Raw genomic sequence first — 16,848 nt, 5'->3', positions numbered from 1 at the left:
GGTTACAAGGACTTGCCGACCAGCGCGACCAGATCAACGAGGCGGTTGGAGTAGCCCCACTCGTTGTCGTACCACGACACCACCTTGGCCTGGTCGTCGATCACCTTGGTCAGGCCCGCGTCGAAGAGCGAGCTGTGCGGGTCGGTGACGATGTCGCTGGAGACGATTGGCGCGTCGTAGTACTTGAGGATGCCCTTGAGCTTGCCTTCGGCGGCCGCCTTGAACGCCGCGTTGATCTCCTCGACGCTGGCCGACTTGGCCAGGTCCACGGTGAGGTCGGTGGCCGATCCGGTGGGGATCGGAACCCGCAGCGCGTACCCGTCGAGCTTGCCCTTGAGTTCGGGCAGCACCAGGCCGATCGCCTTGGCCGCCCCGGTCGAGGTCGGCACGATGTTCAGCGCGGCGGCGCGGGCGCGGCGCAGGTCCTTGTGCGGGCCATCCTGCAGGTTCTGGTCCTGGGTGTAGGCGTGGATGGTGGTCATCAGGCCCTTGACGATGCCGAACTCGTCGTTCAGCACCTTGGCCAGCGGGCCGAGGCAGTTCGTGGTGCACGAGGCGTTGGAAATGATGTTCTGGCTGCCGTCGTACTTGTCGTCGTTGACCCCGAGAACGATGGTGATGTCCTCGTCGGTGGCGGGGGCCGAGATGATCACCTTCTTGGCGCCGGCCTCGAGGTGCCCCTTGGCCTTGGCCGCGTTGGTGAACAACCCCGTGGATTCCACGACGACGTCGACCCCGAGGTCACCCCACGGCAGGGCGGATGGGCCCTCCTTGACCGCAAGGCCCTTGATCTTCTGGTCCCCGACGACGATCGTGTCTTCGCCTTCGAGGCTCACGTCGAACGGGAGCCGGCCCAGAATCGAGTCGAATTTGAGCAGGTGCGCCAGTGTCTTGTTGTCGGTGATGTCGTTGACCGCAATCACCTCGATGTCGGCGGCACCTTGCTCCTTCTGGGCCAAGAGGGCCCGGTAGAAGTTGCGTCCGATTCGACCGAAGCCGTTGATGCCTACCCGGACCGTCACTTGTCTCTCCTTGTGTTCATTTGTCTGCTGAGTGACTACTCGTGGTCAGCCTAGATCAGTCGGTTCAAGCGTGCGCTGACAGCTAGGACGGCAACCCCCGTTTGCCCATCACAAGCGTCCCTCCCGTCGGCGTCGGGCCGCAGCGTGGGTGGTGAGCGCCAGGACTCAGCGCCGCTTGCGCAGCCAGCGCAATGCCGATTCGGCGGCGTGGTAGCCGCATAGGCCGTGTATGCCGGCACCCGGCGGCGCAGCCTGCGAGCACAGGTAGACGCCCGGCACTCCGATTGCGTAGGGGTCCAGGGCTACCCGTGGGCGCAGGATGACCTGCAATCGGTCGTTGGCGCCGCCGATGATGTCACCGCCGATGTAGTTGGGGTTGTAGGCCTGCAGTTCGGCGGTGGACTTGCTGACGGTCGCGACGACGCGGTCGCGAAAGCCGGGGGCGAACCGTTCGACCTGATCGATGACGGCGTTGGTGGCGTCACCGGGGTAGCCGAACGGCACATGGGCGTAGGCCCAGATCGGGTTGATGTTGCCCGACGAACGCGACGGGTCGGCGAGATATTGCTGGCCCAGCAGCACGAACGGCCGTTCGACCATCGTGCCCTGTGCGCGTTGCCGTTCCGTGTCCGCGACCTCGGCGAACGTGCCGCCCAAGTGAACGGTGCCCGCCCGGGCGCACTCCGGGTTCCGCCACGGAATATCGCCCTCGATGGCGAAGTCGACCTTGAACGCCGAAGATCCTTCGCGGTAGCGCAGGTAGGAACGCTTGATCCGGGCGGGCATCGCGTCGCCGTAGATCGCCAGGGCCTGGGCTGGGCTGAGGTCGAGCATGACGACGTCGGCGTCGGGAATGTCGCGACGGCTGGTGACGGTGACGCCGGTGGCGACCTGACCACCGTGCGCCGCCAGCGCGGCGCCCAATGCCCGCGTGATCGACCCGGAGCCGCCCTCGGCGACGGGCCAGCCGTAGCGATGGCCGCTGGCCAGGATCATCAACCCCAGGGACGCGGTCAGTGGGCGGTCGAGGCGGGAGTAGAGGTGGGCGGCCGCACCACCGAACAGCGCACGCGCCTGCTCGGTCCTGAACCAGCGCGCCACGGCCGTCGCCGGCAGCACTGCCCGCGGTCCGAAAGCCGCCAGGCGCAGCGGGTGTCGCGGGATGTTGATGACCGGGCGAAGCAGGTCGCCGGCCAGTTCGTCGAAGCCACGGGCGAGGTCGCCGACGGCCAGTCGCCACCGCTTGCCGTCGGGCCCGAGCCCCGCCGCGGTGTCATCGATCGAGCGGTAAAGCACGCCGACCGTGCCGTCGTCGAGTGGATGCGCGCAGTCGATCTCCGGCCACTTCCACGCCAGCCCGTAACTCTGCAGGTCGATTTCCTGCCAGAACGGCGAACCGACACCGAGGGGATGAAACGCCGAGCAGTCGTCGTGGATGAGCCCCGGCAGGGTCAGCTCACTCGAGCGCGCTCCCCCACCGATCGTGTCGCGTGCCTCCAGGACCTGCACGTCGAGACCCTGGCGGGCAAGGTGGATCGCGGCGGCCAAGCCGTTGGGCCCGGCGCCGACGACGACGGCCTTGTCACCGGCCCGGGTCACGACTTTCCGTGGACGACGGGCTGCGTGGTGATGTGGACGGGGAACTCGTCGCCGGGCTCGGGCCAAGGCTGGCGCGTCAGCATGTCCTTGACCTCGACGTAGCCCGATTCGATCAAGCCGGTCTTGGCATCGAGGATGCGGTACCACTGCTTCTGGATGTGGATCGGCTGACCCTCCAAGACGATGACGCGGAGTTCACCCTCGTCGAAATTGCACCGTCGCTGCACCGCCTCCAGCAACTGCTCGTTGTGCAGGTGGCCCTCGCCGAAGTTCCATCCGACCAGCGGGCCCGCAACGATTTCGCCCTCACGCACCTTGTATTCGGCTTCATTGTCGATCGCCCGGGGCAACAGACCGTTGAGCGCGCGGCCATGCGTGTGCATCGCCCGAAACGCCGCGGTCTTGTCTGCCATGATTTCGGCCGTCGCTTCGTCATACAGCTTGGCCAGCTGATTGACCACGAGCGCAGAGCTTTTGACGACCTTCGCCTCGATCTTCTCCTCCACACCCTCACGGAAGCACCACACGCTGGTGGCCCAGTTGCCGGCGTAGTAGCGCATGGCCGGCAGGAACGAAACCTTCTCGGGATACATGTTTCCCACGATCACGACGACAACCGCGGCAAGGATCAGGGCCAGCAACAACGGTGAACGGAGGTCGATCGCGCGCAACTCCCCGTAATGCCCGAACAGATAGAACAGCGAGAATATGAAGAAGACGTTCCACTCCAACGGCACCCCCATCGGGAGGTTGGAAAGGATGTTGAGGTGGAAGATCACCATGAAGCCGATGAGGAACCACCGCCACGGCTGATCGCCCGCGACGAACACCAGCAGCGTGGGAACTATGAACTCCGCGGTGGTGCCGCCGACGTGGGCCATCGCCTTCGGTATCCAGGTGGGCCGCAGATCGTTGACGTGGTCGCGGTAGATCCGGTGCTTGATCGGGTTGAAAATCCTGCCGCGAAGCAACGCGTTGTTGCTCGTCATCACCGACACGACGTAGGGGAAATGGTGGTTGAGTTTGGACGTCGCCGCCCCCCACCACAGGCACAGCATGATGATCTTGTACGCCGCGATCTGGTCGGTGAACGGGAAGAAGAACACGAACAGCTTCAACCAATAGTGTTCTCCGCGAGCGGCCAAGAAGATGGTCTTGTCCCGCAGACCCAGCAACGCCAGGGCGACGATCGTCGGAATCACCAGCACCGGGTTGATCAGTCCGACATCGCCGGCGGCGGTGACGGAGCCGCCGTGACCGGGCGACAGCAGCGCCCACACCGCGCTGATCAACACGATGGCGTAGAGGACGACGTCGACGATGGTGCGGGAGTCGCCTTTGGTGAAGGGGACCTTGTCCCCCCACGGGGGCAGCCGAATCGTCTTGGGCCGCAACCAATAGAGGACACCGCCGATCGGCGGCATGAACCGTCCGGTCAGCGGGCCCGAACCGCAGCCCAAACCCAGCACTTCGAACAGCAGCGTGAAGATGATGACCTTCTGGTACACGATCGGCTGCCACCACCATTCGCTGATGTGGCTGAGCCCGGGCAGCCCGGGCGTCAGCGAGATGATGGCGGCGGGAACAGCGACGTATAGAGCGATCTTGAGCAGGTAGAGCAGATACACCGCATACGGCGTTCCAAAACCGTGTTCGGCCCAGTGCCGGGTGACGATTTTCAGTCGTTCTGCCCGCGGCAGGGTGGGCCAGCTGTCGCGGTCGACGTCGGGAAGCTCCGGTGACATGAATCCCATGGCGGCCTCGTTCCAGGTGCAATGCCAGATAGCCAGTCCAATGTATCGGCCAACCCCTCGATTTTGGGGACCGGGTTTGCAACGTCCCGCGAGTGGGTGGGGGGCCCGGTACGCCCCAGGCGAAACCGCTGCGCCCAAGCGCATCTGAGGAGCCGGGCCCGCCGCCCGACCGGCGGGCCCGGCTTCCGTCACTGCGTGGGGACGATCGATCGGGCCATGGGCGAGTTACTCGGCCGCCGCCGGAAAGCGCCGCTGCAACTGGCCCGTCAGCTCTTCGACGATCATTCGGTCCCGTTCGTCGAGGCGAGCCAGCTGTTCGAAACCCCAGGGGCGTTCGATGAGGGCTTCGCCGTCGAAGGCGACACCCGCCCGGTAGTACATGTCGACCCGGTGGTTGATGCGTCGGCATATCCGAGCGAGCAGCTTCAAGAACTCGTCGGTCTGATGTTGATCGACGGTGGTGTTGGGCGGATTCATCGTGCCTCTCTCGACTCGGACCTGGTATTGGTTGCGGGCGCTAATACCCAACGGAGACAGCCGAACACACGCCGACCGGGTCCGCCCCCACCCAGACGGACCCGGCGACGCTGGTGCGAGCCCCATTACGGGCGTAGCCGTACGCGTGACCCCTCGTGACACCCGGCCGGATCTCGCTCCTCAGCCACCGACACATCGGCGGACACCTGTAGACGATCGATCAAGTCAGCGAGGATCTCTCGATCCTGTCGCGTCATGCCCATCAATTCCCTTAGCTCGCAGGCCTGTTGGTGGCGACCGGCGGCTACCGCGGCGTCGACCGCCCGTTGGTAGCTGACGATCTGCAGGTTGGTGCGTTTACAGATCTGAGCGAGCAGAAGCAGAAAGTGTTCGGCCTCGCGCCGGTCAGTGCCTGCGGCCGGCCCGTCCAAGTCCGCCTCTCCTCGTTTGCGTTTTCACCTTTTGACGTGGGCAAACGCTATCGCCGAGGGGCCGGTGCACCCTTGTGCGCCGATGCCGAAAGTGCAGCTCAGGGTTGTGCGCGCAGCACAGCCGGTGCCATCCACCGGCAGATCTCCAACGCCGTCTGCACGGCGAACACCGCATCGGGATCGTCGAAATCCTGCCCGCAGGTCTCCATCGCCTGCCCTACCCGATACTGAATGGTGTTGCGGTGCAATGTCATAGCCTCGGCCGTCGCTACGTAGCTACGATTGCGGGCCAGGAACTCGCGCAACGTTTCCCGCAGCCAACCGCACCGCTCGTCGTCGGCGGCAAGGTCGCCCAGCGTCTCGGCAACGAAGCGCCGCAGCTCATCCACGTCGTCGGCCATCAATGCGATCGGTGCGACGTCGCGATAGAAGAGGACACGCTCGCCGATGCGACCGCACCCGGCGACGGCCACCGCCTTGACCCGTTCGGCCTGCTTCATCGATGCCCGGAACCCGGACAGGCCGGCCTCCACCCGACCAAACGCCGACCGCGCCCGGATCCCCGCCCGGCTGAACGCCGCGCGCAGGCGTGCCGCGTCGGGGGTTCGCACCGACGAAAACCACAATCGCGCCTCGCGCTCGTCGGTCGGCACCATCAACGAACTGATTACCGGGTCCAATTCGTCGCTGATCAAGGACCGCACTTGTTCGAACAGTCGCACCACGTCGACGGTGGGCACGTCCGCGCCGACCCACACCACCGCCGCGACGTGCCTGCCACCGAACCGATAGCGCAAACCCTTTTCGGCCCGCGCCACGTCTATCGGCGCACCCGCAAGCACCTCGCTGATCCATTGCTGCTGCAGGCCGCTGCGCCGGCTCAGCCAGCGATCGTGTTCCTCTTCATAGGCGATGATCAACTGGTCGGCCACCAGATCGATCAGGCGGTTCCCCCGGTTTACCAGCTCGATGATCGTCGCTGCCTGCCGGACGGGCTCCAGCACCGACGCATGCTGCATCGCCACCTCGAGGAAGCGCGCCTGCCCCAGCCGATGCGCGCGCACCAAGGGCGCCAACGGGATATCGCGTTGCGCGGCCGCGCGCGCGTAGGCCAACGCGGCCGCCGGTGCCTCGATCAACGACGACGGCTCATTCCGGGCCAGGTAATGAATTCCCGCCAGGAAGTTCTCGGTGATGCTGGCCCGCCACAACTCGTTCATGCGGGTGTCGTAGTTCAGGCCGCGGATCTCCGACTTCATCATCTCGAACACTTCGTCGATGAACTCATCGCGAATCTTGTCCATTTGTTCGACGATCGCCAGAATGGACGCGCTGTCGACACCGGTCATTTCTGCGTCCCTTCTCCGCTGACGCGTTCGCCCACTGATCACTGTGCACCCGTCCCGGCCGCAACGGGAGACTTTCTGACCAGCGACACCGGCACTGTGCTCTCGGCCCAGGTCGCTACGATCTAGAGACTCGTCGGCAAAGGAGCCTCAGTGAGCGAAGACGACATCGGCAAATTCGACCCCGGCGCGACGCAGCGCTTGATGAGTGTCATGCGCCCCGTGCTGAAGACGTATTTCCGCGCCGAAGTACACGGCCTTGATTCCTTCCCGCCCGGTGGCGCGCTTGTCGTCGCCAACCACTCCGGCGGACAGTTCCCGATGGACGTGCCGATCTTCAGCATCGACTTCTACGAGAAGTTCGGCTACGACCGGCCGGTGTACACGCTGAGCCACGACGTCCTCTTCATGGGCCCCACCGCGGACTTCTTCCGCAAGGTGGGCTACATCCGGGCCAACCGGGAGAACGCGGGGATTGCCCTGCGCTCCGGTGGCGTGGTGGTGGTCTTCCCCGGCGGCGACTACGACGCCTACCGCCCGACGTCGGCGGAGAACGTCATCGACTTCAATGGCCGCAAGGGATACGTCAGCACCGCGATCGAGGCGGGGGTGCCCATCGTGCCCGCGGTGTCCATCGGTGGGCAGGAGACCCAGCTCTACCTGACCCGCGGCACCTGGCTGGCTCGGCGTCTGGGCTTGAAGCGGTTGATCCGCAGCGACATCCTCCCGCTGTCGTTCGGGTTCCCGTTCGGGCTGACCAGTCCGATCCCGCCCAACCTGCCGTTGCCGAGCAAAATCGTGACGCAGGTGCTGGAACCGATCGATATCACCGCCAAGTTCGGCGAAAATCCCGACATCGACGAGGTGGACGAGCACGTGCGGTTCGTCATGCAGCAGGCGCTCAACGAGCTCGCCGCCAAGCGACGCTTCCCGATTCTGGGCTGAGCCGTGGTATCTCGAATCGAAGAGACGCTGGGCATCGTCTCCACGTTGCGGCGCGCGGGAATGATCGCGCCGATGCGGCCCGACCGCTACGTCAAGATGGCGGTGGCCATGCGCCGCGAGGGCCTGGGATTCACCGCCGGGTTCGCCGGCGCATCACAGCGCTGCCCGGACAACCCCGGCTTCATCGACGAACTGGGTTCGTTGACGTGGCGGCAACTCGACGACCGCGGGAACGCGTTGGGCGCCGCCCTGCAGGCCCTGCCGTCCGGGACTCCCAAGGTCGTCGGCGTCATGTGCCGAAACCACCGGGGATTTGTCGATGCGTTGTTGGGCGCCAACAGGATTGGCGCCGACGTGTTGCTACTCAACACTTCGTTCGCGGGCCCGGCGCTGGCCGAGGTGGTGACCCGGGAGAAGGTCGACGCGGTTATTTACGACGAAGAGTTCACCGCGACGGTGGACCGCGCCCTGGCCGACAGCCCCGACGCCGCCCGCATCGTGGCATGGTCGGACGGGAGTCACGACGTCACCGTCGAGAAGCTGATCGCCGAGCACCGCGGGCAGGCACCGCGGCGCACCGCCCGCAAGGCGAAAGTCATCATGCTGACCTCGGGGACCACCGGAACACCCAAGGGCGCCAAGCATTCTGGTGGCGGTGGCGGCATCGGCGTGCTCAAGGGCATCCTGGACCGCACGCCGTGGCGGGCCGAGGAGCCGATCGTCATCGTGGCGCCGATGTTCCACGCGTGGGGTTTCTCACAGTTGGTGTTGGCGTCATCGCTGGCCTGCACGGTGATCACCCGCCGCAAGTTCGATCCGGAAGCCACGCTGGACCTCATCGACCGCCACCAGGCCACCGGCCTGGCCGTGGTGCCGGTCATGTTCGACCGCATCATGGAGTTGCCCGACGAGGTCCGCAACCGCTACAGCGGCCGCTCCCTGCGCTTCGCGGCGGCCTCCGGTTCGCGGATGCGTCCGGATGTAGTGATCTCGTTCATGGACCAGTTCGGCGACGTGATCTACAACAACTACAACGCCACCGAGGCCGGCATGATCGCCACGGCGACACCGGCGGACCTGCGCGCGGCGCCCGACACGGCCGGAAAACCCGCCGAGGGAACCGAAATCCGCATCCTGGACTCGGAATTCAACGAGCTGCCCGTCGGTGAGGTGGGCACCATTTACGTCCGCAACAAGACACAGTTCGACGGCTACACCTCCGGCGCCACGAAGGATTTCCACGCCGGATTCATGTCCTCCGGCGATGTCGGCTACCTGGACAAGAACGGGCGGCTGTTCGTCGTCGGCCGGGACGACGAAATGATCGTCTCGGGTGGCGAGAACATCTATCCCATCGAGGTGGAGAAGACGTTGACGGCCCACCCGGAGGTCGCCGAAGCCTCGGTGATCGGAGTGGACGACGAGCAGTACGGCCAGCGGCTGGCGGCGTTCGTGGTGCTCGAGCCGGGCGCGTCCGCTGATATCGACGCACTCAAGCAGCACGTGCGGGACAACCTGGCCAACTACAAGGTGCCGCGCGAGATCCACCTCCTCGACGAGTTGCCGCGCGGCAGTACCGGCAAGATTCTGCGCAACGAGTTGAAGGCCAAGGTGAAAGGCGGCTCATGAAAGTTCGCGAACTCATCCAGCAGGTGCGCAAGCCCAGACCACTGGCCCGTGGTGCGTTGGAATTAGTCAACGCCGCCAACGGATTACGGCCGCTGACCCGTAACCCCTACGCCGGACCGACGGTGTTCTGGCTCGGTTGGCCGCCGTCGGAGGTGCCACTCATCTACGGTGCGGTCTCCGCACTGGACGCCGCGCGTCGCGGCCTGCGCGGCGATTTCGCCGGGCCCAAAGGAAAGGCGGCGCTGGCCCTGACGGCCGCGTCCTGGGCGATCCTCGCGGTGATCGGCTACCGCGGTGTGACGACCCCGGGCCCGGTTCTGCAGGCGGGCCTCACCGATCAACTCGGACCCGACTACGAAGAAGAGTTGCAGTCGCTACCCACGCAGCCCACCCGGCGAGGCCGGCGAAACCCGCCGCTGCGCACCACCATGTCGCGTCGTCGCTTCGTCGACAAGGAAAACATCATCTCCTACGGCCCGCACGGGCGCGCCAACCTGGCCGACATCTGGCGCCGCAGCGACCTGCCGCGGGACGCCAAAGCACCGGTTTTGCTGCAGATACCCGGTGGCGCGTGGATGCTCGGGTGGCGCCGCCCGCAGGCGTATCCCTTGATGAGCCACCTGGTTTCGCGCGGCTGGATATGCGTGTCGATCAATTACCGCGTCTCTCCGTTACATACCTGGCCCGACCACATCGTCGATGTCAAACGAGCGCTGGCCTGGGTGAAGGAGAACATCGCGGACTACGGCGGCGATCCGAACTTCGTTGCGATCAGCGGCGGGTCCGCTGGGGGCCACCTGTGCTCGCTGGCCGCCCTGACGCCCAATGACCCGAAGTTCCAGCCGGGCTTCGAGGACGCGGACACGTCGGTGGTCGCCGCCGTCCCTGTCTACGGAAGCTACGACTGGTATTCGACCCACGGCCCAGGCCGTGCAGCGTTCGTCAAGGTTTTGGAGACAGTGGTCGTCAAGAAGAAGCTGCGCACGCACAAGGACATTTACCTCGATGCGTCCCCGATCCGGCGCGTACGCGCCGACGCCCCACCGTTCTTCGTGCTACACGGGGCCGATGACACGCTACTTCCGGTGGAAGGGGCGCGGGAGTTCGTCGAGGAGCTGCGGGGGGTGTCGAAGGCTCCGGTGGCGTACGCCGAACTGCCCCACGCTCAGCACGGGTTCGATGTCTTCGGTTCACCGCGGGCGCACAAGGCCGCCGAGGCCGTGGCGAAGTTCCTGTCCTGGGTGTATGTGACGAACCCGCCCGGCCGCGACAACGCCTGAGGCGCTGCTAGAGCGTCTCAGCGGCCCGCTCCAGCTCTGCCAGTGCGGGTTCGATGGCCTTGGCCATCTCGTGGATGTCGTTGGCCACCTCGGGCGTCGTCACGAAGCCGAAGTCCAGGTTGTCCATGTAGGAGAAACACGTGATGTTCAAGGCCACGTCCATCACCGGCGGGCCGAGCGGAACGAGCGATTCCAATTTGGCGCCGGCCATATAGAGCTGCATGGGGGGACCCGGCACGTTGGACACCACCAGGTTGATGGGCGCCAGGTTGTGCGACAGCCCGCTCGCCGTGTAAGCCCGGGCGGCCAGCTGCAACAGGCCGGGCGGCGTGGTTTCGGTGAGCCCCATGATCTGGTGCGCCGACAACGCCTTGGCCATTTCCTTCGCGTTCTGTGTGCTCTTGTGGATCGCCCGCAGCCGTTCGGCCGGGTCTTCCACATCGGTGGCAAGGGACGCCGTCATCGAACTGATCTGATTGCCGACTTCCGACTTGTTCTCATCGGTGCGGGTGGACACCGGAATCTGCGCAATCAGCGGTTTTTGCGGCAGTTCGTCACGCTTCAGCAGGTACTCACGTGCGGCACCGGCGACCAGCGCCAGCACGACGTCGTTGAGCTTGACGCCGAACGCGTCTTTGACTGCCTTGGCCCGTGCCAAGGGGACCCTGGTGCCCGTGATTCGCCGGTGCGGCGAAACCGTCGCGTTGAATCGGGTCTTTGGCGCATCGAAGTAACGCGACGGCTTGCTGCTGACACTCAAAGCCGCAATCTGTTGCCGCACAGTCTGTTCCACCAGCCGGGCGATGCGGAACGGTGTCATGACGCCGAGGTTGATCAGCGCACCGAGAGCCCGTCGCTCCAGGCCCGGGATCGTGGATCCCACAAACCCGACCATCTCTTTTTGCGGCGGTCGCGGCTCGGGCGTGATGTCCAGCAGGATCTCGCCCAGCCCCGCGCCGGAGACGCCGTCAACGATGGCGTGGTGCATTTTGGTCAAGGTCGCTACGCGACCACCTTTGACACCTTCGATGACCCACAATTCCCACAGCGGCCGCGAGCGGTCCAGCTTGTAGGACATCAGCCGCCCGACCAGCTCGTCGACCTCGCGCTGCCCACCGGGAGCGGGAACCCCGATGCGACGGACGTGGAAGTCGATGTCGAGTTCCTCGTCCTCGACAAACCAGGGCCGGTCCAGACCCAGCGGGGCGCCGGTCACCTTCCAGCGCAGCTGCGGGATTTCCGGCAGCCGCTCGATCAGCATTTCGCGGAGTCGGTGGAAGCTGTAGTCAGGCGCGTCCGAGGGGTCGCAGATCGCCAACGCACCCACGTGCATGTGCCAGCCCGCAGTCTCCGCTGACCAAAACGCCGCATCAACGCTCGAAAGTCGCCTCATGCCTTGAACGGTAGCTCTCGCCGTCACGTCCAGACCAGAGGGTCAGGCGTCCTCCAGCAAATCTGGTGTCACCGCGGACTCGGTATCGGGGATACCCTCGACTTTCGCCTTGCGGTCGGCCATCGACAGCAATCGCCGAATACGCCCTGCCACTGCGTCTTTCGTCATCGGCGGATCGGCCAGGCGGCCCAACTCCTCCAGGGACGCCTGACGATGCTCGACGCGCAGCCGGCCGGCCGAGGCCAGATGCTCGGGCACCGTGTCGCCGAGGATCTCCAGGGCCCGCTCCACCCGGGCGGCCGCGGCAACCGCCGCCCGCGCCGAGCGGCGCAGATTGGCGTCGTCGAAGTTGGCCAGGCGGTTGGCCGTGGCGCGGACCTCGCGACGCAGCCGACGCTCCTCCCAGATCAGCCGGGTGTCCTGCGCCCCCATCCGGGTGAGCAGGGCGCCGATCGCCTCGCCGTCGCGCACCACCACGCGATCGGCGCCACGCACCTCGCGTGCCTTGGCGCTGACCCCGAGCCGACGCGCCGCACCGACCAGCGCCAGCGCCGCCTCCGGGCCCGGGCAGCTGACCTCCAGCGCCGACGAGCGGCCCGGTTCGGTCAGGGATCCGTGCGCCAGAAAGGCTCCGCGCCAAGCGGCTTCGGCGTCAGCGATACTTCCGCCTACCACCTGGGCCGGCAGGCCGCGCACCGGCCGGCCGCGCATGTCGAGCAGTCCGGTCTGACGGGCCAGCGCTTCGCCGTCGTTGGCCACCCGCAGCACATACCGGGTGTTCTTGCGAATCCCGCTGGCAGACAACACATGCACCACCGCGTTGTAGCCGTACAGCTCAAAGATGTCCTTGCGCAGCCGGCGGGCGATACTACCCAGGTCGAGTTCGGCCTCGACGACGACACGGCCGCCAACGATGTGCAGCCCACCGGCGAACCTGAGCAGAGAAGTGACCTCGGCGCGCCGGGCGCTGACCGACTTGACCACCAGACGGCTCAGTTCGTCTTTGACTTCGGTCGTCATCGCCACGCGTCGTCACCCCTCGGTCGTACACCCTCGATCGGTAATTCCTCCGTGGCCGTCGCCGGAGGCACCGCTGGCCCCTTGTCTCGAGACCGCACCCCATCCAATACAGCCGCCAGCCTGCCCGGGTCATGTAAAGGTGTACCAGGTCTGGCCACATCTGCGAACTGGACCTCGGCCTTCAGCAGCGTTGCGGTGCGGCGCAGTTGCTCCCGTTCCCGGTCGCTGGGTACTCGTTCGGCGTCGATGATGATGTCGTCGACAGCGAATCCCGGCGCGTGCTGGACCAACACATGCAGATGCCGCTCCACCGAGAAACCCGCCGTCTCCCCTGGTTCGGCCACCAAGTTGAGCACCAGCGCCTTGCGGGCCGTGGTGGCGTGCAATGCCTTGAGGAGGTCCGGCACCAGCACATGGGGGATCACACTGGTGAACCATGAGCCCGGCCCCAGGATCACCAAGTCGGCGGCCATGATGGCGTCGACGGCCTGCCGGGTGGCCGGCGGGTCGTTGGGCATGAGCCGCACCCGTCGGACCTTTCCGGGTGTGGTCGCGATCGCCACCTGGCCGCGGATCAGCCGGAACATTCGCGGGTCGGACTCGAGACCCGACACGTCGGCCTCGATCTCCAACGCGATCGGACACATGGGCAGCACCCTGCCCTTGACGCCGAGGATCCGGCCGAGTTCATCGAGGGCGGCCACCGGGTCGGCCAGCACCTCCGACAAGCCGGCCAGCAGCAGGTTGCCGATCGGATGCCCGGCCAGCGCGCCGCTGCCGCCGAACCGGTGCTGCATGATGGTCGCCCACAGGCGCCCGTGCGGACTGTCGGATGCCAACGCCGCCAACGCCATTCGCAAATCGCCGGGTGGCACCACATCGAGTTCGCTACGCAGTCGCCCGGACGAGCCGCCGTCGTCGGCGACGGTCACGATGGCGGTCACGTAGGGGGTCAGCCGACGCGCGGCGGACAGTGTCGCGTACAGGCCGTGTCCGCCGCCGAGTGCGACGATGTTGTCGCTCATTCGCGACCCAGGTCCCGATGCAGCACGCGCACGGTGAGTTGCGGATTGTCGGCGAGCCGGCCCATCAGGGCTTCCGCAATCGCGACGCTGCGATGCTTACCGCCGGTGCAACCGATCGCGACCGTCATGTACCGCTTCCCCTCCCGGCGGTAGCCGTCGACAACCAGGGATAGCAGTCGATGGTATGTCTCGAGAAACTCGGCCGCACCCGGCTGGCCGAGCACATACTCACTCACCGCCGGCTGTTGGCCGGTGAGCGGGCGCAATTCGTCGACCCAGTGCGGATTGGGCAAGAACCGCACATCCATCACCATGTCGGCATCCATCGGCAGGCCGTACTTGAAGCCGAAGGACTCGACGGTGACGCTCGTGGTGGCCCCGCCGTTGCCGCCGAACGCGCGCTCGATGCTTTCGCGTAAGCCGCGGACGGACAGCTTGGACGTGTCGATGATCAGGTCTGCGTTGGCCCGGACCGGGGCCAACATCCGGCGCTCTGCGGCGATGCCTTCGGCCAGGGTCTGTTCGCCCTGCAGTGGATGGCTGCGGCGATTCTGTTCGTAGCGGCGGACCAACATGTCGTCGGAGGCCTCCATGAACACCACCCGCGGGGTGATGTTGCGAGTGGCAAGTTCGTTGCGCACCTCGTCGAGGTCGCCGGTGAAGCCCCGGGAACGCACATCCATGACCACCGCCAGCTGGGTGATTCGCGAACCGGCGGCCAGTCCGAAATCCACCATGCGGGTGATGAGCTGGGGCGGCAGGTTGTCGGCCACGTACCAGCCCAGGTCTTCGAGTACCTTGGCTGCCGTCCCGCGCCCGGCGCCGGACAGGCCGGTCACCAGGACGACGTCGATACCGCCCTCGGGGCCTTCCGGACCGGCTGTGTCACCCGGCTCGCCGTTCGCGTGGTTCGTCACTCCGAACCTCCCGCTGGGCCCTCTGGCGACGGGTCCGGGGCCAGGTCCGGTCGCAGCGCCTCGAGAACGGCGGTGGCCGTCGCCACCCCGATCCCGGGAACCGCAGTGATCTGGTCGACGGTGGCCTCCTTGAGGCGAGCTATTGATCCGAAGTGGGTGACCAGGGCCTTGCGCCGATGTTCGCCCAATCCTGGCACCGAGTCCAGCACGGATGCCGTCATTCGCTTTGATCGCTTGCTGCGATGGTATGTGATGGCGAATCGGTGCGCCTCGTCGCGCACCCGCTGCAGCAGATAAAGGCCCTCGCTGTTGCGCGGCATGATGATTGGGTCCGGCTCGGACGGCACCCACACCTCCTCCAACCGCTTGGCCAGGCCGATGACCGCGACGTCGGTGATGCCGAGTTCTTCGAGCACGGCGCTGGCCGCGTTGACCTGCGGGGCGCCGCCGTCGACGACATAGAGGTTGGGCGGATAGGCGAACCGGCGCGATTTTCCTTCCGGTGAAAGCATATTGGGGTCGTTTTGGTCGTGCAGGTGACGCAGGAAGCGGCGGCGGGTCACCTCGGCGATGGAGGCGACGTCATCGGAGCGTCCCTGTCCGGCGGCTTCGCGGATGGCGAAGTGGCGGTAGTCCGATTTTCGTGGCAGGCCATCCTCGAAAACCACCAGCGAACCCACCACGTCGGTGCCCTGCACGTGGCTGATGTCGACGCATTCGATGCGCAGCGGCGCATCGGCCAGGCCGAGTGATTCTTGAATGCTCTGCAGCGCAGCGGATCTGGCGTTGAAGTCACCGGCGCGCTTCAGCTTGTGTTGTTGCAGTGCTTCTTTGGCGTTGCGTTGTACCGTCTCGGCCAGCGCCCGCTTGTCGCCGCGGCGCGGGACCCGCAGGGCCACCTTGCTGCCGCGGAGTTCGGACAGCCAGCTGACCAGTTCGTCGGTGTTGGACGGCAGGCACGGCACCAGAACCTCGCGCGGCACCGGGTTGATGGCTTCGTCTGCGGCGCCACCGAGTTCGGCCTGTTCGCCGTAGAACTGCGTCAGGAACTGTTCGACCAGCTGCTCTTCCCCGGTATCGCTGGGGTCGGCCGACTTTTCGACGATCCATCCGCGTTGGCCGCGCACCCGGCCGCCCCGGACGTGGAACACCTGCACGGCCGCTTCCAGTTCGTCGTCGGCGAAGGCCACCACGTCGGCGTCGGTGCCGTCACCGAACACCACGGCCTGCTTCTCCATGGCCCGCTTGAGCGCGGACAGGTCGTCACGTAGCCGGGCGGCACGCTCGAAGTCGAGTTTTTCGGCCGCGGCGTTCATCTGTTGTTCGAGCTCGCGGGCGTAGCGATCGGTCTTGCCGGACAGGAATTCGCAGAAGTCGAGGACTATCTGGCGGTGTTCTTCGGCGGTGACCCGTCCGACGCACGGCGCGGAGCATTTGTCGATGTAGCCGAGCAGGCATGGGCGGTCGATCTGCTTGTGCCGCTTGAACACTCCTGCCGAACAGGTGCGTGCCGGAAACACCCGGGTGAGGAGGTCCAGCGTTTCCCGGATAGCCCAGGCATGCGAGTAGGGCCCGAAGTATCGGACACCCTTGCGCCGCGGACCTCGATAGACCATCAGCCGCGGAAATTCTTCGTTGAGGGTGACGGCCAGGACCGGGTAGGACTTGTCGTCGCGGTAGCGGACGTTGAATCGCGGATCGAACTCTTTGATCCAGTTGTACTCCAGCTGCAGCGCCTCGACCTCGGTGTTTACCACCGTCCACTCGACCTTGGCCGCGGTGGTCACCATCTGCCGCGTCCGCGGATGCAGGCTCGAGATGTCGGCAAAGTACGAGGTCAGCCGGCTGCGCAGGCTCTTGGCCTTGCCGACGTAGATGACCCGGCCGTGTTGGTCCCGGAATCGGTATACGCCAGGCTCGACCGGGATGGACCCGGGCGCAGGGCGATACGAAGCAGGATCTGGCACATAACCAGGCTAGTGGGCGCGCAGGCGCCTCGAAGATAAGGGG

14 protein-coding genes are annotated in these 16,848 nt (G+C 65.9%); 3 read left to right on the top strand and 11 right to left on the bottom strand.

Annotation, left to right across the window (positions count from 1 at the left end; genetic code table 11):
• Positions 1-2: 2 nt before the first annotated feature.
• The 6 genes from gap to BST27_RS11095 all read right to left on the bottom strand — a co-directional run bounded on the left by gap (position 3) and on the right by BST27_RS11095 (position 6,632).
• Positions 3-1,022 (bottom strand): type I glyceraldehyde-3-phosphate dehydrogenase, encoded by a 1,020-nt coding sequence (gene gap, locus BST27_RS11120; RefSeq protein ID WP_069418495.1) that lies wholly within the window; start codon positions 1,020-1,022, stop codon positions 3-5.
• 165 nt (positions 1,023-1,187) lie between these two features.
• Complete coding sequence (locus BST27_RS11115; RefSeq protein WP_069418496.1) at positions 1,188-2,621, bottom strand: phytoene desaturase family protein; 1,434 nt, start codon at positions 2,619-2,621, stop codon at positions 1,188-1,190.
• Positions 2,618-4,375 (bottom strand): DUF3556 domain-containing protein, encoded by a 1,758-nt coding sequence (locus tag BST27_RS11110; RefSeq protein ID WP_069418497.1) that lies wholly within the window; start codon positions 4,373-4,375, stop codon positions 2,618-2,620. The genes BST27_RS11115 and BST27_RS11110 overlap by 4 nt, the downstream gene beginning before the upstream one ends.
• Before the next feature lie 225 nt (positions 4,376-4,600).
• Positions 4,601-4,852, bottom strand: a complete 252-nt coding sequence (locus BST27_RS11105) for a hypothetical protein (protein WP_069418498.1) — start codon at positions 4,850-4,852, stop codon at positions 4,601-4,603.
• Positions 4,853-4,977: 125 nt separating this feature from the next.
• Positions 4,978-5,283 carry a hypothetical protein gene (locus BST27_RS11100; RefSeq protein WP_069418499.1) on the bottom strand — a complete coding sequence of 102 codons (306 nt, stop codon included), beginning with the start codon at positions 5,281-5,283 and terminating at the stop codon, positions 4,978-4,980.
• Positions 5,284-5,381: 98 nt separating this feature from the next.
• A complete protein-coding gene (locus BST27_RS11095; protein WP_069418500.1) occupies positions 5,382-6,632 on the bottom strand; it encodes a PucR family transcriptional regulator in 1,251 nt (416 codons plus the stop codon).
• A 201-nt stretch (positions 6,633-6,833) separates the two neighbouring features.
• Between BST27_RS11095 and BST27_RS11090 the strand changes: the two genes are divergently transcribed.
• The 3 genes from BST27_RS11090 to BST27_RS11080 are packed head-to-tail and all read left to right on the top strand — an operon-like array spanning position 6,834 to position 10,483.
• Positions 6,834-7,574, top strand: a complete 741-nt coding sequence (locus tag BST27_RS11090; RefSeq protein ID WP_079219886.1) for a 1-acyl-sn-glycerol-3-phosphate acyltransferase — start codon at positions 6,834-6,836, stop codon at positions 7,572-7,574.
• A 15-nt stretch (positions 7,575-7,589) separates the two neighbouring features.
• Positions 7,590-9,203, top strand: a complete 1,614-nt coding sequence (gene fadD12 / locus BST27_RS11085) for an acyl-CoA ligase FadD12 (RefSeq protein ID WP_264000559.1) — start codon at positions 7,590-7,592, stop codon at positions 9,201-9,203.
• Positions 9,200-10,483: an alpha/beta hydrolase gene (locus BST27_RS11080; protein ID WP_069418502.1), complete on the top strand. Its 1,284-nt coding sequence runs from the start codon at positions 9,200-9,202 to the stop codon at positions 10,481-10,483. Before fadD12 ends, BST27_RS11080 begins: the two co-directional genes overlap by 4 nt.
• Positions 10,484-10,490: 7 nt before the next feature.
• On the opposite strand, the gene BST27_RS11075 is transcribed toward BST27_RS11080, so the two are convergent.
• From BST27_RS11075 to uvrC, 5 genes are read right to left on the bottom strand one after another with little or no spacing between them, the layout of a single operon-like run.
• Positions 10,491-11,876 carry a WS/DGAT/MGAT family O-acyltransferase gene (locus tag BST27_RS11075; RefSeq protein WP_069418503.1) on the bottom strand — a complete coding sequence of 462 codons (1,386 nt, stop codon included), beginning with the start codon at positions 11,874-11,876 and terminating at the stop codon, positions 10,491-10,493.
• Between the two features lie 42 nt (positions 11,877-11,918).
• Positions 11,919-12,896: a DNA-binding protein WhiA gene (gene whiA / locus BST27_RS11070; protein ID WP_139805102.1), complete on the bottom strand. Its 978-nt coding sequence runs from the start codon at positions 12,894-12,896 to the stop codon at positions 11,919-11,921.
• Entirely contained in the window at positions 12,893-13,921 is a 1,029-nt protein-coding gene (gene yvcK, locus BST27_RS11065; protein ID WP_069418505.1) for a uridine diphosphate-N-acetylglucosamine-binding protein YvcK, read from the bottom strand. Before yvcK ends, whiA begins: the two co-directional genes overlap by 4 nt.
• On the bottom strand, positions 13,918-14,838 hold the full coding sequence (gene rapZ / locus BST27_RS11060; RefSeq protein WP_069418506.1) for an RNase adapter RapZ: 921 nt from the start codon (positions 14,836-14,838) through the stop codon (positions 13,918-13,920). Before rapZ ends, yvcK begins: the two co-directional genes overlap by 4 nt.
• Positions 14,835-16,805 carry an excinuclease ABC subunit UvrC gene (uvrC, locus tag BST27_RS11055; RefSeq protein WP_069418507.1) on the bottom strand — a complete coding sequence of 657 codons (1,971 nt, stop codon included), beginning with the start codon at positions 16,803-16,805 and terminating at the stop codon, positions 14,835-14,837. Before uvrC ends, rapZ begins: the two co-directional genes overlap by 4 nt.
• Positions 16,806-16,848: the final 43 nt, after the last annotated feature.

Source organism: Mycobacterium intermedium (assembly GCF_002086275.1).
Classification (GTDB): domain Bacteria; phylum Actinomycetota; class Actinomycetes; order Mycobacteriales; family Mycobacteriaceae; genus Mycobacterium; species Mycobacterium intermedium.
This window is presented reverse-complemented; position numbering and strand designations above follow the sequence as displayed.